Genomic DNA, 21,363 nt, shown 5'->3' on the forward strand with positions numbered 1-21,363 from the left:
AGGCGCGAAGGGCGCGTCGGCATCGGGACGATTCGGGGCGCCCGGACGCTCGCCGGCCCCGGATCGATCGACTGGGTCCGAACCGCTGCCGGTGTCCATGGCGGCTTACCGGTACGGATCCGGAAATCCGAGCGCGGCAAGCACCTCGGTTTCGATGCCTTCCATTTCCTTCGCCTCGTCCTCGTCCTCGTGATCGTAACCTTGCGCATGAAGCACGCCATGCACGATCAGGTGTGCGTAGTGCGCCTCGAGCGGCTTGCCCTGTTCGCCCGCTTCACGTTCGACGACCGGACAGCAGAGCACGATGTCACCGCTGACCGGATCGTCTTCCGACTCCGCGTAGGCGAAGGTCAGGACATTGGTCGCGTAGTCCTTGCCGCGATAGCTGCGGTTGAGCGTGCGACCCTCTTCGGCGTCGACGAAGCGCAGTGTCAGTACCGCGTCTGCGAACAGTGCCGCCTTGACCCAACGCAGCACGGTCGCACGCGGCAGCAAAGCCTTGTGTGTCGCGAACGACTTGGCCGCGAACTGCTGCGACAGCGTGAGACGGGGCGCGCTTGCCATGGCTCAGCGTCCTTCGGCCTTGTTCTGGTGCGCCTCGTACGCATCGACGATCCGTGCCACGAGCGGATGGCGTACCACGTCGGCGCTCGTGAAATGCGTCATCGCGATGCCGCGGACCTTCTTCAGCACGTCCTGGGCCTCGATGAGGCCGCTCTTCTGCCCGCGCGGAAGATCGATCTGCGTCGTGTCCCCGGTGACCACGGCTTTCGAGCCGAAGCCGATTCGCGTCAGGAACATCTTCATCTGTTCTGGCGTCGTGTTCTGCGCCTCGTCGAGAATGATGAACGCATGGTTGAGCGTGCGGCCGCGCATGTAGGCGAGCGGCGCGACCTCGATCATCTGGCGTTCGAACATCTTCGCGGTCTTGTCGAAACCGAGCAGGTCATACAGCGCATCGTAAAGCGGGCGCAGATAGGGGTCGACCTTCTGCGACAGATCGCCGGGCAGGAAGCCGAGCCGCTCGCCGGCCTCGACGGCCGGCCGGGTCAGCACGATCCGCTTGACCTGGTCGCGCTCGAGCGCATCGACCGCGCACGCGACGGCGAGATACGTCTTGCCGGTGCCCGCGGGGCCGATGCCGAAGGTGACGTCGTGCGCAAGCACGTTCTTCAGGTACTCGCGCTGCGCGGGCGTGCGACCGCGCAGGTCGGCACGGCGCGTATAAAGCGTCGGCGCGGCTTCTTCCGACTCGTCGTCGGCGGCGTCGAACGGATGGTCCGGATCGTCGCCGATCGAATCGGACAGCTCATGCGCGCGCCGGGCCGAATCGTCGTTGCGGCTCGCACGCGGCCGCGCGGCCGGGTGCCGCGATTCGACCAGCGCGAGCTGCACGTCGTCGACCGAGAGCGGCAGGCGCGAGCGGTTGTAGAAGTCTTCGAGCGCGGTGACGGCGACTTGCGCGGCGAAACCGCGCACCGTGATCCGGTGGCCGCGACGCGTCAGCGTGACGTCGAGCGCCTGTTCGATCTGACGCAGATTTTCGTCGAGCGGTCCGCAGAGATTCGCGAGTCGCGCATTGTCGTCCTTGGGGGCGGTGAATTCCAAATGCGGGATGGGTTTCATGCAGCCGGGTCGCACCGTACGATGGCGCCGCGCAGCGAGTGCGGGAAGGCGTGGTTGATTTCGATATCGATCATCTGGCCAATCAGTCGCGCATGCGACGAAATGGGAGCGGGGAAGTTGACCACCCGATTGTTCTCGGTGCGGCCGGACAGTTCGGACGGATCCTTGCGCGACGGACCTTCGACAAGCACGCGTTCGATCTTGCCGACCATCGACTTGCTGATCGCGAACACGTTTTCCTCAATGGTCGCCTGGAGCTTCTGGAGCCGCCGCAGCTTGACCTCGTGGGGCGTGTCGTCGCTCAGGTTCGCAGCAGGCGTGCCCGGGCGCGGGCTGTAGATGAACGAATAGCTCGTGTCGTAGCGCATCTCGTCGACGAGTGCCATGAGCTTGTCGAAGTCCGCATCGGTCTCGCCCGGAAAGCCCACGATCACGTCGGTCGAGAGCGACAGCTCAGGCCGGATGGCGCGCAGCTTGCGCACGATCGATTTGTATTCGAGCACGGTATAGCCGCGCTTCATCGCCATCAGCACACGGTCGGAGCCGTGCTGGACCGGCAAGTGCAGATGATTCACGAGCTTGGGCACCTTCGCATAGGTGTCGATCAGCCGCTGCGTGAACTCCTTCGGATGCGAGGTCGTGTAACGGATCCGCTCGATGCCCGGGAGGTCCGCGACATATTCGATCAGCATGGCGAAGTCGGCGACTTCGTCGGAACCGTCGCCGAAGTGGCCACGGTAGGCATTGACGTTCTGGCCGAGCAGCGTGACTTCGCGCACGCCCTGGTCGGCGAGGCCGGCGATTTCCGCGAGCACATCGGGCAGCGGTCGCGACACTTCGTCGCCGCGCGTGTAGGGCACGACGCAGTAGCTGCAGAACTTGCTGCAGCCTTCCATGATCGACACGAAGGCCGTTGGGCCGTCGACCTTGGCGGGCGGCAGGTGATCGAACTTTTCGATCTCGGGGAAGCTGATGTCGACCTGCGGGCGGCCGGTCTCGCGCCGCTTGCGGATCATCGCGGGCAGCCGGTGCAGGGTCTGCGGACCGAACACGAGATCGACATACGGCGCGCGCGAGATGATCGCGGCGCCTTCCTGGCTCGCGACACAGCCACCTACACCAATCACGAGGTTCGGATTGGCCTCCTTGAGTTCGCGTACGCGTCCGAGGTCGGAGAAGACTTTCTCCTGGGCCTTCTCGCGTACCGAGCAGGTGTTGAACAGGATCACGTCCGCATCGTCGGGCGTGTCCGTCTTGACGAGACCTTCGGCGCTGCCGAGTACGTCGACCATCTTGTCGGAGTCGTACTCGTTCATCTGACAGCCGAAAGTCTTTACATAAACTTTCTTGGGCATACGGTCGCCGATCACAGTGGTTGACCTGGGGGCGTGGGGAAGAGAGAGATTATAGCCCGTCGCCGTCCGCCCAGACCTTGGCCGCGTTGACCGCGCGGTGCCAGCCGTGCAAGCGGCGCTGCGCTTCGTCGGGCGGGATCGCGGCTGCGAAATGGCGCTCGGGCTGCCATTGCTCGGCCATTTGTTCGATGCTCGACCAGTAGCCGACCGCGAGACCCGCGAGATAGGCCGCGCCGAGCGCCGTCGTTTCGATGACCTTGGGCCGGACCACGTCGATGCCGAGCAGATCGGCCTGGATCTGCATGAGCAGATCGTTGGCGACCGCGCCGCCGTCCACGCGCAGTTCGGTGATCGGCTGGCCGGCATCCGCCTCCATGGCCCGCAGCACGTCGATTGACTGGAACGCGATGCTATCGAGCGCCGCGCGCGCGAGATGGGCGGCGCTGGTGCCGCGGGTCGCACCGAATAGCGAGCCGCGCGCGCGCGCATTCCAGTGCGGTGCGCCGAGTCCGGCGAAGGCCGGGACGAGATAGACACCATCGCTGTCGGGCACCGAGCGCGCAAGCGTCTCGATGGCGGCCGCATCGCGGATCAGCCCCAGTCCGTCGCGCAGCCACTGGACCACCGCGCCGCCGATGAAGATGCTGCCTTCGAGTGCGTAGTCGACGCGCTCGCCGATCTGCCAGGCGATCGTCGTCACGAGACTGTTGTTCGACTCGATCGGCGTGCTGCCGGTGTTCATGACGAGAAAGCAGCCGGTCCCGTAAGTGTTCTTGACCATGCCGGGGCGGATGCACATCTGGCCGAACAGCGCCGCATGCTGGTCTCCGGCGATGCCCGCGAGCGGGATCGGCGCGGCGAACAGCGAGGGATGTGTCATCCCGTAGACCTCGGACGATGCCCTCACATCGGGCAGCAGCGCGCGCGGAATGTCGAGTGCCGCGAGCAGTTCGTCATCCCAGGCGCGCTTGTGGATGTCGAACAGCATGGTCCGCGACGCATTGGTCACGTCGGTGATGTGCAAGGCGCCCTGCGTCAGATTCCAGACCAGCCAGCTGTCGACGGTGCCGAAGGCGAGTTCGCCAGCCTCGGCGCGCTCGCGCACGCCGTCGACGTTATCGAGGATCCAGCGGATCTTGGTCGCCGAAAAGTACGCATCGACCGGAAGTCCGGTTTTCGCGCGGATCGACGCCGCCAGTCCGCGGCGCTGCAAGGTTTCGCAGAGTGCTGCGCCGCGCCGGTCCTGCCAGACGATTGCGTTGTAGACCGGCTGGCCCGTCCTGCGGTCCCACACGACGGTCGTCTCGCGCTGGTTCGTGATGCCGATCGCGGCGATTTCGCGCGGACGGAGTCCCGCTCGGGTGACCGCCTCCGCGGCGACGCCCGCCTGGGTCGACCAGATTTCGAGCGGATCGTGTTCGACCCAGCCGGGCTGCGGATAGATCTGTCCGAATTCTTTCTGCGCACTGGAGACGATGCTGCCCTGCTGATCGAAGACGATCGCGCGCGAGCTGGTGGTGCCCTGGTCGAGCGCCAGGATATAACGGGCCACGTCCGACATGCGATGTCATCTCCTCGTAATTCGATCGTTAGTTTTTGGATCCGTACCGGAGAAGGTAACAAACTCATCCGGCCTTGTCTTGGTCCCCTTTCTTGGTCCCCTTGTCCCAGTCATCTTTCTCGGTCCAATCTTCACCGGTTCTCCCGTCCCACGTCCTTGCCCTGATCTGTCTCAAAAATAGGCGACGACTACCGGACATCCGAGCGTCATGCGCGCATCATCGAACGGCCCGGTTTGCCGAGCTGGCAGGGCGTCGACCCATGGCGCGCGGGTATGACTCCTGCTGTCTGCACGGGCACGCGTGTCCGCATAGAATGTCGGCCCTGCTGTGAACGATTTGTGTTTAGCCAATAATAGGCAAGAAATGACACGGAACTGACACGCTTGATACGGGGTCAGTTGTTGGAATGCGAACAAGTCCGTATTGTGTCTGACTGATGAAAGCGATTTGACAGCCCCGCGGGCGCATTCGATGTGAGGAACCCATGCGGGGTGGCGATCTGCTTGCCGAACTAGGCTTATCGCCTCGGACGGCGTCTCGTGCCCCTTTTCTGCCAATGGGCCCAGGGTCCTGCAGACCAGCGCGATGGCGTTACGAGGCTTCAGCGCGACTGGAGGGCGGGAAAGTGCAAACTGAAAATATTATTGCGATGCCTTGGAGGATCGAGGACATCGATTTGTCGAAGATCGATCGTATGGCCGCGGCGGCCGATGAGGATCTGTTGTTGCTGTTGTGCGCGTCATCGTTTATCGAAAGCGGTTCCGACCTCTATGCGGCGAACCTGTCGGAGTATTTCAACGACGATCCGGAAGTGTCGGGCTGGCTCAACGGCCATTGGGAACATGAGGAGCTTCAGCATGGCCGTGCGCTACGTGCCTACATCGCCCATGTATGGCCGGAGTTCGATTGGGAAAAGGCATTCGCCAACTTCTTCGCTGAATACCGGCTGACCTGCTCGATCGAGGAGTTCGAGAAGTCGCGCGCGCTCGAGATGGTGGCGCGCTGCGTGGTCGAAACCGGGACGGCCACGCTCTATCGAGCGATCAACGAATTGTCGAGCGAGCCGGTACTCAAGCAACTGACGGACAATATCCGGACCGACGAGGTGCGTCACTACAAGAACTTCTACCGGTTCTTCAAGAAGTACAACGAGGTCGAGGGCAAGGGCCGATTCGCCGTGCTGGGCGCGCTGGCAAGGCGGGTCATGGAGATCAAGAGCGAGGACTCGGAAATCGCGTTGCGACACGCGTTCGAGACTCGCTATCCGGAGCGTGCCGGGGACAAGGAGTATTTCCGGCAAAAGTGCGCGCGGGTCAATGCCCTCGTGCGCCGCAATCTGTCCGCCGATATGTGCGTGAAGATGCTGCTCAAGCCGCTGGACCTGCCGGCCCGGATCTCACCGGGCGTGCACTACCCCTTGGCCAAGATCACGCAGCATGTGTTCTTCCGCTGATGCCTGGTGCCTAGGGCGTTGATCACTGAGCCCGCCTGCCCGGTTTTCGCGGGCAGGCGGGCTCGCTCGTATCAGTCGACGCTCGACTTTTCACCGGTGCGCGACGAAGCAGGGCGTGCATTGCCCGTTGTGCCGCCGAGGATGGCGGCGCGACGATTGCCCTGACCCGCGCTGGCGTTCGCTGAACGTCCGTTGCCATTTCCCGTGGCGTTGCCGCCATTGCCGTTTCCGCCGGATGGCCGACCGCCCGCGTTGCGGTCGTTGCCGCTGCGCGGCGCGCGATTGCCGTCGACGTCTGCCGAACGGCCCTGGCCGTTGCCCGAGTTCGGTCCGCGATGGTTGCCCTGGCCCGGACGAGCAGCCCCCGCGCCGGCCGAACGGCCGTTACCCTGGCCGCCCGCATTGCCCCCGCGATGGCCATCCGCGCCTTGGCCGCGGGACTGACCCTGAGCTTGCCCTTGGCCTTGCGGCCTTCCCGCGCCCGGAGCCGATGCGCCGGCACGTGCGCTATTGCCGGCAGGGGCACGGCCTGATCCTGAGCCCGAGCCTGCGCGGCTGCGCTCGCCGGACGAGCCCGAGTTCGAGCCTGAGCCCACTCCCCGGCCGCCCGCATTGCCCGCCGGCGCACCCCGGCGCTGACCGCCACCGCCGCCATTGCCGCCGCGCGGCGCGCCGTCGCGCTGTCCGCTGCGGCGCAGGATGGGTTCGGGCTTCTGGGTCGGATCGGGTTCGAAGCCCGCTACGACTTCCTTCGGCAGTGCGCGCTTGATCAGCCTTTCGATATCGGCAAGCAACTGGTGTTCATCGACGCAGACAAGCGAAACCGCTTCACCCGTCGCACCTGCACGGCCCGTGCGGCCGATCCGGTGCACGTAGTCTTCGGGGACGTTCGGCAGGTCGTAGTTGACCACGTGCTCGAGCTGGTCGATGTCGATGCCGCGCGCGGCGATATCGGTCGCGACCAGCACCTGCAGGCTGGTGTCCTTGAATTCGGCGAGCGCGCGCGTACGAGCCGACTGGCTCTTGTTGCCGTGGATCGCCATCGCACTGATGCCGTCCTTGCTGAGCTGCTCAGCCAGGCGATTGGCGCCATGCTTGGTCCGCGTGAAGACGAGGACCTGGAACCAGCTGTGCTCCTTGATCAGGTGCGTCAGCAGTTCACGCTTCTTGTCGCGGTCGACCGGGTGCACCTTTTGCGTGACCAGTTCGGCTGTCGTGTTGCGCCGCGCGACTTCGATCATCGCGGGTGAATTGAGCAGATCGTCGGCGAGCTGCTTGATCTCGTCGGAGAACGTCGCCGAGAACAGCAGGTTCTGGCGCACGCGCGGCAGCACGGCGAGCACGCGGCGGATATCGCGGATGAAGCCCATGTCGAGCATCCGGTCCGCTTCGTCGAGCACAAGGATTTCCACGTGGGACAGATCGATCGTCTTCTGTTGAAGATGGTCGAGCAGGCGCCCTGGCGTCGCGACGACGATGTCGACGCCGCGCCGCAGCTGGTCGATCTGCGGATTGATCCCGACGCCGCCGAACATGATCATCGACTTGAGCTTCAGGTACTTGCCGTAGTTGCGTACGCTTTCCTCGACCTGCGCGGCGAGTTCGCGCGTCGGCGTGAGGATCAGCGCGCGAATCACGGGCTTGCTGCCCGGCGCGTGGTGAGTGTTGGTGGCCAGCCGATGCAGGATCGGCAAGGTGAAGCCTGCGGTCTTGCCGGTACCGGTTTGCGCGCCGGCGAGAAGGTCACCGCCGGCGAGCACGGCCGGAATGGCCTGGCGCTGGATCGGAGTGGGGACTTCGTAGCCAAGGTCACGGACGGCCCGCACGAGTTCTTCGGCGAGGCCCAATTCTGCGAATGACATGTAATGCCTGGGGATTGCGGTCGCGCTCCGCCTGGATGGGCGGCGCGGAGGAAAGAAAGCAAAGGGCGCGTCCGACCGGAACGCGCCCTTGCGGTACGACTTGGCAGTTGCCGACCCTTAGTCGATTGCTGCCGAGCGAAGATCGTTGACTTGCTGCGGCGACACCGGCGTGCCGTGGTTACCCCACGACATGCGCACATAGGTGACGACGGCGGCGACTTCCTGGTCCGACAGGCGCTGCGCGAACGGCGGCATGCCGTGCGGTGCAGGGTTGCCGGTAGTCGACGGCGGATAACCCCCATTGAGCACCATGCGGATCGGGTTCACGGCCGACGGCATCTGGATCGACTGATTGTTGGCGAGCGGCGGGAAGCCCGGCGGATGGCCAAGACCATTCGCGGCGTGGCAGGAGACGCACTCCTTCGTATAGATCTTTTCGCCCTGGGCCAGCAGCTGCGTGCCGAACTGCGGCGACGTTTCGAGCTGCAAGTTCTCGGGCGCATCGCTCTTCTGCGGCAGCGACTTCAGGTAGACGGCCATCGAACGCACGTCGGTGTCGCTCATGAACTGCAAGCTGTTGTGCACGACTTCGGCCATCGGGCCATACACTGCGCCACGCTGTGAGACACCGGTCTTCAGCAGGCTCGTGATGTCCGCGATGTCCCAGTCGCCCAGGCCAGCTTCCTTGTTCGAGGTCAGCGACGGCGCGTACCAGTTCTGCAGCGGAATCAGGCCGCCCGCAAAGGCCGCGTTCTGGTTCGCCGCACCGAGCGCGTTGATGCTCGTATGGCACATCGAGCAGTGGCCGAGACCCTGCACGAGGTAGGCACCGCGGTTCCATTCGACCGACTTGGTCGGGTCCGCCTTGTATTCGCCTTCAGTGAAGAACAGCGTGCGCCAACCGATCAACGTATTGCGGTTGTTGAACGGGAACGGCATCTCGTTCGGCTTGTTGGGCTGATGAACAGGCTGGACCGAGCGCAGGTAGGCGTAGATTGCGTCGCTGTCGGCGCGCGTAACTTTCGTGTACGACACGAACGGGAACACCGGGTACAGCAGGCTGCCGTCCTTCGCGCGGCCGGTGTGCATCGCGCGGTAGAAGTCGTCTTGCGACCAGGTGCCAATACCGGTTTCGTCGTCGGGCGTCAGATTCGGCGAATAGAGCGTGCCGAACGGCGTGGCCATCGGCAGGCCGCCGGCCAAGTTCGCACCGCCGCGCGTGGTGTGGCAGGCGATACAGTCACCGGCGCGCACGAGGTATTCGCCCTTCTTGACGAGATCGGCGGTTTCGACAGGCGTCGTTGCTGCTTCGACGATGCCCTGATGATAGCTGTCGCTCGGCCACAGCACGGGGACCAGCGCTGCACCGCCGACGATGACGGCGGCCGCTAGCGCGAAAAGGCTTTTGCGTTTCATGGTTCTCTCCTGATCGCTCACTGCGGTTCGCTGCCGCAGGCAAGCGGCGTCTTCATCGAACCGGCGGGGGCCGGCACGGGGTTCTGCGGCGCCGGTTGCGTGGAGAGCCAGGCGGCGACGGCGCCGATATCGGCATCGTCGAGGCGGGTGGCGATTGCATGCATGCAGTCCGGCGCGAGCGCGTGACGGGTGCCCGAACGCCAGGCGCCCAACTGGGCGCTGATGTAGTCGCGGTGCAGGCCGACCAGACCCGGGATCGCCGGCTGCATGCCGGTGAGACCGTTGCCGTGGCAGGCGATACAGGCCGGCACATTCTTCGATGTGTCGCCCTTGAGTACGATGTCCCGGCCGCGCGCCATCTGCGAGTCCGGCAGCGTGGCTGCGGCCGGCGTCGGATACGGCGGACGCATTTGCGAGAAATACGTGGCGATCTGATGGAGGTAATCGTCCGAGAGGTACGTCACCAGGTAATTCATCGGCGGGTACCGGCGGCGCCCTTCACGGAAGTTCTGTAGCTGATTGAACAGGTAGTCGGCTGGCTTGCCCGCGAGGCGCGGGAAGTAGTCATTGTCCGTGCCCTGGCCCTGCGCGCCGTGACAGGCTGCGCACGCGGCCACGCGTGCCTGCATCGTATCGGGCGCCGGCGAGTTCGGCGAACTGCTCTGGCTATCGGCGGCGTTTGACTGAGACATCACGCCGACGCCGCCGGCGATCAGCAGAACAGCCAGCATTGAACGATAAATGCGTCGTGAAGACACGCTTTGCTCCAATTTCGGGGACTCATCGATTGCCTGACCTGTCGCAATGCCTGGCCGGCCCTTCTTGTTAATCCTGTTCAACCCCATTGCTGCCCGCCCGCAGGCCCTTCAGCAGACTCCCCCGGTAAGAGCCCGTTGGCGAAAACGGACCACGCTGGACGGTGAAGCGGGCGTGGCGCACGTCGGTCGAGCCTCAAGAGCCGACCGGCGATTTCCTGCAGCGCCGCATTCTAGCACTGGCCCCATCGACGAAGCATGCGACGCGAAGGGCCGGTGTTAGCCCGAGATTATGCAACGATTCACTCCCGAGCGGGAGGGTTAACGCCGATTTGTTGGGGTGCTGGATGCATTTGCACGTCGCTTTTTCGACTCGGACTGGACCGGGGCTCGCCATGTGAGTCAGCTTTTGCGACAGATCCGGGTTGCACCGCAACACATTGAAAACAAAATGAAAGGGCGGGGCCTGCCGGGAGGGCGGATCGCGCGGACGAAAAAAAAGCCGGGAGATCCCGGCCCACATTCGGCGTCATGGTTACACGCTTGCCGCCTTAGGTCCGCCGGCGGCCTAGGCGGCCGCCGGCTCCTCCACGGGTTGCACCATGTCTTCGTGGAACATTTCCTGCCGCAATTCTCCCTGCTGGTCGAACCATTGGCAGATCAGCCAGATGCCAGGCGCGAAGACGACCGGTCCCGTGTGATTCACGGTCATCGCCTGGCCGCCGGATTTCAGGCGAACCACGTCACCGATTTCGTAGCGTGTTGTCATCGTATTCCCCCTCGATCCTGCAGGTCTTTCTCTGGGTTGTTTTCTGCTGTCCGTGCGCGCGGTGTTGGCGGCACGGGCGCTGAAGGGGCGGCGAATCTGCCGTACCGGCTCGAGCGCGCGAATCGCTGTCTGGATCATTGCTGCTGGTATCGGAGATTGCTATACAAGGCCGACGCGCCGAAGTAGGCGAGCACGCAGCCGAGCACCTTGCCCTCGAGAATCGGCCAGGCCATGCGCGCGAGCGTGCCTTCGGACAGCAAGTCGGCCAGTTGCGGCAGGCAGAACAGGCAGGCCAGCCCGATGTACAGCGCACTCAGCGTACTGCGGCGCACTGAATGGCTGAGCCCCACGCTCAGCGTCGCATAGCGAATGGCCAGGAAGGTGAACAGTGCGCCGACCGTGCTTTGCTCACGCAGAAGATAGTCAGGAAGGAAGTCGTTCATTGCTTGCCGCCATTGGATCGCGCTGGATGATTTCCAATAAGCAAGCTTTGGGCCTGCGTGGCGGTCCTTGCGGCAAGGTCCTTTCGTCCTCGATAAGCCTCTGTTTTAGATGGGTTTTGTGAGCATGCGTACGCGCGGGACTGGGCTGAGCAGGCGCGGCAGCGGGTCGGCGAGCGCGGCTCGGCCAAAAACGTTACGGGATCGAAACGTGACGTTTACCGCAGCCAACGTAACACGCGGGCCTTGGCCGGCATCGAGAGACCGGGCCGCGCTCACAACGGGGGCCAGGCTTCACGCACAGCGGTTGGCGTGACGATGATAAGCAAGGTGGCCAGCCTGTTGCACAATTGAAACATGGCCGGACTCGAGGATCAGCGACTCGCGGTCCGGGTTGGGCCGTCCGCGGTGGCGACGATTGCCGGCGCGGTCGAAGCGGTGCTGGCGGACAAAACCGGCGAGGAGGCGGAGGACGAGATCGGCGGTGCAACGGAGGACGCGGCGGAGGACGGCCCATGGGACGCCATCGGCAGGGCGCTCGCGGACCCGGCCGGCAAGGCGCCACCCCGTGCGGGCCGGCGTGCCGGCGTGCGACGCCGCGGCTTGGGCAGTCGATTGCGGCTGGACAGCTGCATCCAGTTGCGCAGCGCGATCAGGCCGCCGACTGCTTCGAGCAGGGCGGCCGGCACCCACATCACGAGCCCGCCGATGGCCTGGTCGGTGGCCTGTGAAATGCCACCGAACGCACGGCCGCACAGATCGAACACCGGATAAAGATCGTGCTGCGAGAACGTGATGAACGCGCCGGCGAGGATCTGCGGCGTCATCGTGATCGCTGGGGACAGCACACGCATGCCCGCTTTCATCCGTGCTGGCGGCGCGGGGCGATGATCGAGCAGCATGCCCCAGTAGAGCAGGCCGGTAATCGTCACCGACCAGTTCATGAAGTGATAGAGCCGCCAGTCGAGCATCGAGATGAACTGGATCGATGGGACAAGCCAGATCAGCACGGCTGCAACGAAGGCCAGGGTAACGAGCGTCGGATTCAGGACCACCGCCGCCAGCACGCGCATGGCGGGGCGCCGCCCGAATGCACGCAGGCGCATGCGCGTGCGAATCGGCAGCCCGGCCCACATGACAGCCCCCGGAAAACCTGACATCAGGATCAGCGGCGCGAGGTGATGCAGCACGAGATGCTGGATGCGATGAATGAAAAACTCGTGCTCGGCGTAGTAGTCGAGGCGGGTATGGAGCGACAGATAGAGGATGACCACGCCGATCCAGAACGACATCTGGCGCGCGATCGACACGCGCCGGCGCAGCGTGCCGCGTAGATATAGCGCAATGCCCGCGATGAACAGCACGACGAGCGGCGCGGACGGTTCCCACGGAATCAGGTAAGACAGCAACGGAACCTCGAGCTTTCGGGCGCCGCCGGGCATGGAGCGCGGGCAGCGCATGCGACAATCTTCACCCGCAGCGTAGGCGGCAATGTCCGCTTATGTTACCAGCGTCCCCGCGCTTGCTGCATGGCACGCGGCCGGCCCGGGACGGTCAGCCAATCGGGTCGAGATCCCGGACGACCCAGGAAAGCTGGTAAAAGAATGTGAAGATCATGAATGCCGCATGAAATCGGCGGTTTCCCACCGACATTGCAATCAGGCAAAGCAGGATCAGCATGGTCGTCCGAATCGGATATTCGAGCCCCAGCGCCTCGAAATGCTCGATGCCCTTGACCAGCGTGTCGACCATATCGGCACCGAAATTCAGCGCAAGGATCCCGAAAAACCATCGGCGTCTCGAAAAGAAATAGCTTTCGTAACCGCTGTAGTCGTCGGTCGAGTCGGGAAACAGTAAGGCGCACAGCAGGAAAAACAGCACGGCATAGAACACCACGAAGAAGTAGAGTTGAAAGTTCCAGTGAGAGATGCCGGCAAGCCTGAACTCCCACCACCAGAAATGCACGACCATCAGCAGCAGGGTCAATGCCCAGCCCAGTTGAGTCGGAAATACGCGCGTGGAGTGTGGATGCTGAATGAAGCTCGCTAGCCCCGAGAGAAGCCGGGTAATGCTCAAGCCCACCACGATGCCGATGACGACGCGCAAGTGCAGAAAGATCAGTGGACTGCTTGCAGGTTCCAAAACGTGTGACGCTTCCATCGCTCCCTTACCGGATGACCGAGACCTTGATTCATGGCGTTCTGCGTCACGGCGTACCGTGACAACCCTCATCGATTGGTCAGATGATTGGATCATCGACTGGCGGAGCATCTGCCTGCAGTGTCTGGAATCCGCTAGGTGCCTGCGATTTTTCGGAAACTGGCCAGATCGAGCACAATTCGATGCCGAGGGGGCAGCGCAGCACACCATTTTCATCTTTTCGTTGAAAATGATGCCGCGCGGTGTCGCTGTTTCCCCAATCCGGCCCGCCGCATGATGGAGTCGAACGCCGGGCTGAAGCCGCTGGGTCCAATTGCTTCAGGCCGGCAGTCCCCATTTCATCACTCATTTTTTTGAAACGAGATTCAAAATGAAAGCCATTGCCTACCGCAAATCGCTGCCGATCAGCGATGCCCAGTCTCTGATCGACATCGATTTGCCGGATCCGACGCCGGGTGAACGCGACCTGCTCGTCGAAGTGCATGCGATTTCGGTCAACCCGGTCGATACGAAAGTTCGCAAGAATATGGCGCCTGCCGAAGGCGAAACCAAAGTGCTCGGCTGGGACGTCGCGGGCATCGTGCGCTCGATCGGTTCCGGCGTCTCGCTGTTCAAGCCCGGCGATCGTGTCTGGTATGCGGGCTCGCTGATTCGGCCTGGCGCGAACAGTGAGCTGCACGTCGTCGACGAACGCATCGCCGGCCATATGCCCAAGAAGGCGGACTTCGCCTCGGCGGCTGCCTTGCCGTTGACTGCGCTCACCGCCTGGGAACTGCTGTTCGACCGCATGGAGATTCCGGAAGGACCGGCAACGGCAGGCAAGTCACTGCTCGTGATCGGCGCGGCCGGCGGCGTCGGTTCGATCCTCGTGCAGCTCGCACGCCAATTGACCGGCCTGACCGTGATCGGTACCGCTTCGCGGCCCGAGACGACCGGCTGGCTCAAGGAGCTTGGCGCGCATCATGTGATCGACCACTCGAAGCCGCTGTCTGAAGAGCTCAAGCGCATCGGCATCCCGAATGTCGAATACATCGTTTCGCTGAACCAGACCGACAAGCACTTCTCGGAAATCGTCGAGTCGATCGCGCCGCAGGGCAAGTTCGGCCTGATCGACGACCCGGATGCGATCGATGTCCGTCTGCTCAAGCGCAAGAGCGTTTCGCTGCACTGGGAGCTCATGTACACGCGTTCGATGTTCGGCACCGACGACATGATCCGGCAGCACGAATTGCTCGAGCGCATCGCGGGCATGATCGACGCGGGCACTTTGCGCACGACGGTGGCTGAACACTTCGGCACGATCAACGCGACCAATCTCAAGAAAGCGCACGCGCTGCTCGAGAGCCAGAAGGCCAAGGGCAAGATCGTTCTCGAAGGGTTCTAGTCTGCGGGGTCCCGGCGTCTAGAAGGTCGGCGGCGTGTTGGTCCACAGCACGCGCGCCACCGTCTTGCCGGGATTGCGGTAGCTGTGGGGGCGCCGCGTGCGCCCTGAGAGGAAAGAAAAGAGAGAAGACGGCCCATCAAGGCGCCCCGTTACGCAAGCACTGTGAACTCGACTTCGAGCGGGTTCAGCGCGTTGATTGGAATAATATCCTGCGGGCACGCGGACACCGGGAACATCAGTTTCAAGGTGTTCAATGAGTAGGCCCAGATGCCCCTCTCGTCCCACCGATCCATCGCGAAGATCAATTCTCGAAGTGACATTGATTTACAGAAAGTAGACATTCTTGTCTATTCTGGTGATGGCTGTAAGCAGGGGAGTCTTCAGGTGCCCAGCATGGGGCAGCTTCTTGTCTCCGGAAAGTCAGCGGCGCGTACAACACGCAGCACTTTCCGAAAGACATCGTCAAATGGGGGCAGGTTGTTCATCTGATGCGCGAGTCGATTCGCCCAGAGTCGCCGCGGTCGTTCCTCCTTGCCGGCGATTGCCTGTTCCATGCCGACAACAATTCGACGGTGGAATGCCAATTTTGCGTCGAGTTCAGTGCGCATCTCCGCAATGTGAAGGTCTGCGGAGCCAAACAGATACCAGAGATCGTACAGATCGCGAGGCTCGTTGCGCGATCGATCACTTAGCGCCAGGAGCTTTTCGACTACGATCTCTTCGATGGCATACACTTTTACGGTCGGACTTTCGGGGAGATCGTCGAATTCTTCGTAGGTACGCGGAACTGAGCGTTCCTTCAGCGGATAGCACAGAATTTCGTCGATGGTGATATCGACCTTCACGTCGTTTGCGCCAGGCAGCGGCCCTTGGTAGCGCAGGTAAAGCGTATGGCTGTTCATATGTCCGTGGCGATCTTCGCGATCGAAAGCGATCTGCAACCCGCAGGCGGCTTCGATCGCTGTGAAGATTTCGTTCAAACCTGTCAGGATTTTTTCGAACGTGATCGTGCGCGTCAGCGTAAAGTCCAGATCCTCAGAAAATCGGTAGTTCTCGAACCAGCATCGCCGCAGTGCTGTGCCTCCCTTGAAGGCGAGGACCTCGCGTAGTGGGTGGCCGGCAAGTCCTATCAGGAATTACGACAACACGTAGTCGCGTTCGATGATTGCTTCGGGAATGCGCCGGCCACCAGTCCTCACCAGTTTGTTGGCGATCAGAGAAAGACTGCGTTGCGGAATCATCAGCCAAGCCTCACTGCATCCAGTTCTTCGGGTGTCACGTTCAATTGCAGTCGCCAACGCGCGACATGGGCACCTTCGGCAGGCAGCAGTGGGTCGAAGCGTTGGTATGTGGCCGTCAACGCTACGTGCAGTCGCTCCAGCGTTGATGCGGCGGCAAGGCCGTAGTGTTCGAGCAGAAACCCGAGGCGTCGTATGACGGCGCCGACACCCAGTCGTAGCGCATAGTCCGCCAGTCGCTCAACGTTGAGCACATCACGCTTCATCCACAAACCTTTGGCGATCTCCGTGATGCCACCGGCAAATGCTTGATGCCGAAGACCATCAATGATCGTCCTTTCCATGTCGCTGACTATCACGAATCGCTCTTTGTCGATCCAGTGTTTCGTTACCCCGAACTCCTGCTCGGGCGCGATATGGATGAAGCGGAAGTCGTAGCCGCCTACTGTCTGTGGTCGCACGCGCCGTGTACACGATACGCAGATCGTGAAGATCGGCTGCGTCACCATCCGGTGGAGTTCAAGCGCGGTGCCGTGCGACAGAAAGTAGGGTGCTGTCCCAACCAGTTCCTGCGCGATCAGGTAAGGGCTGTCGACGTGCTCGGTCGCCCAGCCAAGCTCAAAGGGCACGAGGTTGTACAGCCCGGGCTTCAGGCGCGTGATCAAGCCATTTCGCTGGATGCGGAGCACGAGATTCCGGGACGATGCTGCAGATAACCCCGTGATGGCTTCCACGTCGGCAACGGTGAATGTGGAGCGGTGACGTTCGTTCAGTTCCGTGAACAGCTGGGCTGCGCGCGGTCCTAGCGTCTTCGCCTTGGCGTGATGTTGACCGATCAAGATACACCTTTTGCAGAGATATTCTGCCCGTAAAATATAATATGGTTATATTTTACGGTGGAAACGTCTCATTTAGTGAGGCAAAACGCGCGCGATTTGGCCGAGGAACAGTCGGACGCTGAAGCGCTCGAGCAAGCGCTTCAACTGATTGCTGAGCGGAAAGTGGACAAAAAAGGGCATTTCGAGTGGTCCATAGGACGTGCGCAAATCGACTCTCTCCAGAGGCACGCGCGGCGCCGAGCAGTCGTGGTGCCAGACGAACTGAGCTATGGACCCCGATCATCAGCCCGGGCTGCTGTCCCGCAGATGATTAACGAACGATCGAGCAGCCATCGAAAGTCCATCTAGCGATCGCACGCAAATCTGCAATTGGCGGCAAGCCCAAGGCTCGTCGATGTCCAGGATCCTCACGTCGAACATCTGGGAATACCGCTTTGCGATGTCGACAGGCAGCACGCCGATGCCCAGCCCGGCGTTCACCATGAAGCACAGGGTGTCGAAGCCCGTGACCTGGACTTTTACGCGCACGTTGCGCTTCAGGTTGTCTGCAGCGGACGACACGATCCGGTTGATTGCACTCCCGGTATGGAGGCCAATGAAATCGTAATCGAGCGCATCGGCGAAGCGCGCATCTGGCATCTTCGTGAGCGGATGATCTGAAGGAACGATCAAGGCAAGCGTGTCCTGCCGATAAGGGAATGACTGCACGCCGCTATCGACGATGTTCCCTGAACAGATGCCGACATCCGCCGAATTCTCGTACACGGACTTCAGGATGACCGGCGTGGTCTTCTCCTCGAGATGCAACTGGACTTCGGGGTACTCGCCAAGAAAGCTCTTGATGTCCTGCGGCAAGAACTGGGTCAGCACGGAGATGTTCGCGAACACCCGGATCACCCCCCGCATGCCGCTCGAATAGTCCTGCATCTGGACCGCTACATCCTCCAGCTCGCGCAACGCGCGCCGGGCCATCGCAGACAAGGCAACGCCAGCCGTGGTCGGCTGGATGCCCTTGTTCGTGCGAACGATCAGTGTGGTGTTGAGCGTCGCCTCGAGTTCGCTGATCCTCTTGCTGACCGCCGCCGCGGCGATATGCTCGCGCTCCGAGGCGCCGGCGATGGTGCTTTCCTCGATGACACTGATGAAGAGTTTCAGCGAGACAGGATCGAGATGCATGGGCTTCATGAGTAAGATGCGGCGGCCTGAGACGCTGCGCCGGACCTATCCGGATCGCGCGGGATGCACTGTGTTGCCATCGCGATTCGCGATGGCAACATCATAAATGACGCATTTGGACGGCGAAACACGGTTGTTATAATTTTTTCAAAGCAACCGCCCCTCGCCGGCGAACAATAGAAGGATGAGACAGATGGAGATGCGCGACAGGCTGCTCTTCAGGCAGCAGGCCTATGTGGGAGGCGAGTGGTGCGACGCCGATTCGCGAGAAACGCTCGATGTCCTGAACCCTTTCGACGGCAACGTGATCGGTACCGTGCCGAAGATGGGGCAGGCAGAAACCGCCCGTGCAATCCGATGTGCCGACGTGGCGCTCGTCGCATGGAAGGCAAAGACCGGCAAGGAACGCGGCGCGATTCTCAGGAAATGGCACGACCTGATCGAAGCAAACAGTGATGACCTCGCGCTCCTCCTGACCCTCGAACAAGGCAAGCCCCTCGCAGAAGCGAAAGGCGAGCTGACCTATGCCTTGTCTTTCGTCGAATGGTTTGCCGAGGAAGCCAAGCGTGTCTATGGCGATGTCTTGCCCAACACGCGCAGCGATCAGCGTCTGCTCGCCATCAAACAGCCCGTGGGTGTCTGCGGCGCGATCATTGCTTGGAATTTCCCCTCAGCGCTGGTCACCCGCAAGGTAAGCCCCGCGCTTGCCGCTGGCTGCACGGTGGTGTTGAAGCCTGCCGAGCTGACGCCTTTCGCGGCGCTTGCACTCGCCCATCTGGCCGCACAGGCCGGCATTCCCCCGGGTGTCTTCAATGTCGTGACGGGCGACCCCGTGCAAATCGGCAAGGAGTTGAGCGCCAATCCGGTGGTGCGCAAGCTGACCTTCACCGGATCGACCGAAACAGGGCGTCTGCTGATGCAGCAATGCGCGTCCAATATCAAGAAGCTGTCGCTGGAACTCGGCGGTAACGCACCTTTCATTGTTTTCGAGGATGCCGATCTCGACGCGGCGATCGAAGGGCTGCTCGCGTCGAAGTTCAGGAACGCCGGGCAAACCTGCGTCTGTGCGAATCGGGTCTATGTGCACGCGGCCGTGGTGGATGAGTTCGCCGACAAGCTTGTTGCGCGGATCAGGCAGATGAAGCTCGGCAACGGTCTCGACAGCGCAGTCTCGCTCGGCCCGCTGATCGATCGGCGCGCCGTCGCCAAAGTCAGCCGTCTGGTCGAGGATGCCCGTGCCAAGGGCGCTCAGGTGCTCGCAGGTGGCAAGCTGCAGAAGGAAGGCACGCTGCTTTACGAAGCGACATTGCTGCTCGGCATCACCAGCGATATGCAGATCGCGCGGGAAGAGATCTTCGGTCCGGTCGTCGGCATCACGACGTTTTCGACCGAACAAGAAGCACTCGCGATGGCCAATGACAGTCCATCGGGGCTGGCAGCCTATTTCTTCAGTGCCGATCTCGAACGCTCGTGGCGCCTGATGGAAGGCCTCGAATACGGCATCGTGGGTATCAACACCGGCATGGTGTCCAACGAAGTCGGACCGTTCGGCGGCATCAAGGAATCCGGTGTCGGGCGCGAAGGCTCGAAATACGGCATCGAGGAGTTTCTCGAGATCAAGTATGTGTGTCTGTCCGGAAAGTCGCTGAACACATCGCCATATTAGTAAGTAGAGCCTTTCGAGAGCCGCTGTGAAACAAGTGAATGCATCGCTGCAGGACGCGGAAAGTTTCGACTATGTGATCGTGGGTTCCGGCGCCGCCGGTTCCATCCTGGCCAACCGCCTGAGTGTCGACGGCTCGACGGTCTGCCTGCTCGAGGCGGGACCACCTGATCGCAGTCTGTTCCTGCATATGCCGGCCGGCTATATCAAGTCGGTGTTCAATCCAAAGTACGCCTGGCAGTTTTCCAGCGAGCCCACGGAGCTTACCAACGGGCGCCGGATCCCGGTTCCGCAGGGGCGTACGCTGGGCGGCTCGACGTCGATCAACGGTCTTGTCTACAACCGCGGTCAGCGTGCTGACTTTGACCATTGGGCGGAACTCGGCAATCCTGGATGGTCGTACGAAGACGTCCTCCCGTACTTCAAGTCGATGGAGCGCCGCACCGGAGGCGACGACCGGTATCGCGGTCGTTCGGGCGAGTTGCCGGTCAGCGATATCGACTGGATTCATCCGATCTGCGAAGCGTTCATCAAGGGGGCGGTCGACAGCGGGCTTCCTCGCAATCCCGATTACAACGGTGCCGAGCAGGCTGGCGTCGGCTATTTCCAGCGGACCATCGACAACGGCTGGCGCATGAGTACCGCCAAGACCTTCCTCGGTCCGGCCCGTTCGCGACCCAATCTGCATGTGAAGACGTACGCGCAGGCCACTCGGATCCTGTTCGAAGGACGCAAGGCGATCGGCGTTGCCTATGTTCATCCCGGACGCCAATCCGAGCCGAAGGCTGTACTGGCCAGACGCGAGGTCATCATCGCCTGCGGAGCGATCAACACGCCGAAGCTGCTGCAACTGTCCGGCCTGGGATCGGCGCCGTTCCTGCAGTCGCGCGGCATCGAGGTCGTGCACGAGCTGCGTGGTGTCGGCGAAAACCTTTCCGATCACTATTCGGTCCGCGCGGTTGTCAAGGTCAAGAACAGCCAGACGATGAATGAGCTGGTGAAGGGCATGAACCTCGGCGGCCAGCTGTTACGCTGGGCGTTGAAGAAGCCCAGCATTCTTGCGCTCAGCCCGTCGCTCGTTCACTACTTCTGCAAGTCGTCGCCCGAACTGGCCTTGCCCGATATGCAGGGCGTCTTCACGCCGGCCAGCTACAAGGAAGGCTACGTCGGCATGCTCGACGATTTCCCGGGCATGACAGCCGGCATCTGGCAGCACCGGCCCGAGAGCCGCGGATATGTGCGGATCAAGTCTGCCGATCCGTTCGAAGACCCGATGATCCAGCCCAACTATCTCGAGCATCCGAACGACCAGAACACACTGGTTCGCGGCATCAGACTCGCACGCAAGCTGCTGCGCTCGCGGGCGCTCGACCAGTACTTCGACAAGGAAACGCTGCCGGGCGAGCTCTGCGAATCGGACGACGAATTGCTCAGCTTCGCCAAGCGATACGGCGTGTCGTCGTATCACGTCAACGGAACCGCCCGCATGGGTGCGGCGGACGACCGGTTCGCGGTCGTCGATCATGAACTCCGTGTGCACGGCGTGCAGAGCCTGCGCGTAGTCGATTCGTCCGTGATGCCGTCGATGCCCTCAGCGAATGTGTGCGCGGCGACGATGATGATCGCCAACAAGGCGTCCGATTTGATCCGGAAGCGTTGACGGCC

The 21,363-nt window shown here is 62.3% G+C and carries 19 protein-coding genes and 1 pseudogene; 4 read left to right on the forward strand and 16 right to left on the reverse strand.

The window, feature by feature from the left end; translation table 11 throughout:
* Positions 1 to 105 precede the first annotated feature (105 nt).
* From ybeY to glpK, 4 genes are read right to left on the reverse strand one after another with little or no spacing between them, the layout of a single operon-like run.
* Positions 106 to 564, reverse strand: coding sequence for an rRNA maturation RNase YbeY (gene ybeY / locus HV670_RS04515; protein ID WP_175103452.1), 459 nt, complete (start codon positions 562 to 564; stop codon positions 106 to 108).
* A gap of 3 nt (positions 565 to 567) precedes the next feature.
* Positions 568 to 1,626 carry a PhoH family protein gene (locus tag HV670_RS04520; protein WP_175103453.1) on the reverse strand — a complete coding sequence of 353 codons (1,059 nt, stop codon included), beginning with the start codon at positions 1,624 to 1,626 and terminating at the stop codon, positions 568 to 570.
* The gene (gene miaB / locus HV670_RS04525; RefSeq protein ID WP_175103454.1) at positions 1,623 to 2,981 is read right to left on the reverse strand and encodes a tRNA (N6-isopentenyl adenosine(37)-C2)-methylthiotransferase MiaB; all 1,359 of its coding nucleotides are present in this window, start codon (positions 2,979 to 2,981) and stop codon (positions 1,623 to 1,625) included. Before miaB ends, HV670_RS04520 begins: the two co-directional genes overlap by 4 nt.
* Positions 2,982 to 3,030: 49 nt before the next feature.
* Complete coding sequence (gene glpK / locus HV670_RS04530; RefSeq protein ID WP_175103455.1) at positions 3,031 to 4,542, reverse strand: glycerol kinase GlpK; 1,512 nt, start codon at positions 4,540 to 4,542, stop codon at positions 3,031 to 3,033.
* Between the two features lie 650 nt (positions 4,543 to 5,192).
* On the opposite strand from glpK, the gene HV670_RS04535 reads away from it, so the two are divergent.
* The gene (locus HV670_RS04535) at positions 5,193 to 5,996 is read left to right on the forward strand and encodes a ferritin-like domain-containing protein (RefSeq protein ID WP_175103660.1); all 804 of its coding nucleotides are present in this window, start codon (positions 5,193 to 5,195) and stop codon (positions 5,994 to 5,996) included.
* Positions 5,997 to 6,067: 71 nt separating this feature from the next.
* Here HV670_RS04535 and HV670_RS04540 read toward each other — a convergent pair whose 3' ends face one another.
* The 8 genes and pseudogenes from HV670_RS04540 to HV670_RS04575 all read right to left on the reverse strand — a co-directional run bounded on the left by HV670_RS04540 (position 6,068) and on the right by HV670_RS04575 (position 13,747).
* A complete protein-coding gene (locus HV670_RS04540) occupies positions 6,068 to 7,858 on the reverse strand; it encodes a DEAD/DEAH box helicase (RefSeq protein ID WP_175103456.1) in 1,791 nt (596 codons plus the stop codon).
* A 117-nt stretch (positions 7,859 to 7,975) separates the two neighbouring features.
* The gene (locus HV670_RS04545; protein WP_175103457.1) at positions 7,976 to 9,274 is read right to left on the reverse strand and encodes a c-type cytochrome; all 1,299 of its coding nucleotides are present in this window, start codon (positions 9,272 to 9,274) and stop codon (positions 7,976 to 7,978) included.
* A gap of 17 nt (positions 9,275 to 9,291) precedes the next feature.
* Positions 9,292 to 10,044, reverse strand: coding sequence for a c-type cytochrome (locus HV670_RS04550; protein ID WP_175103458.1), 753 nt, complete (start codon positions 10,042 to 10,044; stop codon positions 9,292 to 9,294).
* Between the two features lie 553 nt (positions 10,045 to 10,597).
* Entirely contained in the window at positions 10,598 to 10,798 is a 201-nt protein-coding gene (locus tag HV670_RS04555) for a YodC family protein (protein ID WP_175103661.1), read from the reverse strand.
* Between the two features lie 134 nt (positions 10,799 to 10,932).
* The gene (locus HV670_RS04560; RefSeq protein ID WP_175103459.1) at positions 10,933 to 11,241 is read right to left on the reverse strand and encodes a hypothetical protein; all 309 of its coding nucleotides are present in this window, start codon (positions 11,239 to 11,241) and stop codon (positions 10,933 to 10,935) included.
* A 560-nt stretch (positions 11,242 to 11,801) separates the two neighbouring features.
* Positions 11,802 to 12,680 (reverse strand): annotated as a pseudogene (locus tag HV670_RS04565) (cytochrome c oxidase assembly protein); the annotation flags it as partial.
* Positions 12,681 to 12,792: 112 nt separating this feature from the next.
* The gene (locus HV670_RS04570) at positions 12,793 to 13,380 is read right to left on the reverse strand and encodes a hypothetical protein (RefSeq protein ID WP_175103460.1); all 588 of its coding nucleotides are present in this window, start codon (positions 13,378 to 13,380) and stop codon (positions 12,793 to 12,795) included.
* Between the two features lie 97 nt (positions 13,381 to 13,477).
* A complete protein-coding gene (locus HV670_RS04575) occupies positions 13,478 to 13,747 on the reverse strand; it encodes a hypothetical protein (RefSeq protein ID WP_175103461.1) in 270 nt (89 codons plus the stop codon).
* A gap of 21 nt (positions 13,748 to 13,768) precedes the next feature.
* Here HV670_RS04575 and HV670_RS04580 point away from each other — a divergent pair, with 21 nt between their 5' ends.
* Positions 13,769 to 14,782 carry a zinc-binding alcohol dehydrogenase family protein gene (locus tag HV670_RS04580; protein WP_175103462.1) on the forward strand — a complete coding sequence of 338 codons (1,014 nt, stop codon included), beginning with the start codon at positions 13,769 to 13,771 and terminating at the stop codon, positions 14,780 to 14,782.
* A gap of 149 nt (positions 14,783 to 14,931) precedes the next feature.
* On the opposite strand, the gene HV670_RS30855 is transcribed toward HV670_RS04580, so the two are convergent.
* From HV670_RS30855 to HV670_RS04600, 4 genes are all read right to left on the reverse strand, one after another.
* A complete protein-coding gene (locus HV670_RS30855) occupies positions 14,932 to 15,102 on the reverse strand; it encodes a hypothetical protein (protein ID WP_246256988.1) in 171 nt (56 codons plus the stop codon).
* Positions 15,103 to 15,162: 60 nt separating this feature from the next.
* On the reverse strand, positions 15,163 to 15,915 hold the full coding sequence (locus HV670_RS04590) for a nucleotidyl transferase AbiEii/AbiGii toxin family protein (RefSeq protein ID WP_217478368.1): 753 nt from the start codon (positions 15,913 to 15,915) through the stop codon (positions 15,163 to 15,165).
* A gap of 107 nt (positions 15,916 to 16,022) precedes the next feature.
* Positions 16,023 to 16,859 (reverse strand): type IV toxin-antitoxin system AbiEi family antitoxin domain-containing protein, encoded by an 837-nt coding sequence (locus HV670_RS04595; RefSeq protein WP_217478357.1) that lies wholly within the window; start codon positions 16,857 to 16,859, stop codon positions 16,023 to 16,025.
* 282 nt (positions 16,860 to 17,141) lie between these two features.
* Complete coding sequence (locus HV670_RS04600; protein ID WP_246256992.1) at positions 17,142 to 18,044, reverse strand: LysR family transcriptional regulator; 903 nt, start codon at positions 18,042 to 18,044, stop codon at positions 17,142 to 17,144.
* 184 nt (positions 18,045 to 18,228) lie between these two features.
* Between HV670_RS04600 and HV670_RS04605 the strand changes: the two genes are divergently transcribed.
* Positions 18,229 to 19,701 (forward strand): NAD-dependent succinate-semialdehyde dehydrogenase, encoded by a 1,473-nt coding sequence (locus HV670_RS04605; protein WP_175103463.1) that lies wholly within the window; start codon positions 18,229 to 18,231, stop codon positions 19,699 to 19,701.
* A 34-nt stretch (positions 19,702 to 19,735) separates the two neighbouring features.
* On the forward strand, positions 19,736 to 21,358 hold the full coding sequence (locus tag HV670_RS04610; RefSeq protein WP_425511388.1) for a GMC family oxidoreductase: 1,623 nt from the start codon (positions 19,736 to 19,738) through the stop codon (positions 21,356 to 21,358).
* Positions 21,359 to 21,363 lie beyond the last annotated feature (5 nt).

Origin of the sequence: Pararobbsia alpina, from assembly GCF_902859895.1 — a bacterium.
GTDB lineage: Bacteria > Pseudomonadota > Gammaproteobacteria > Burkholderiales > Burkholderiaceae > Pararobbsia > Pararobbsia alpina.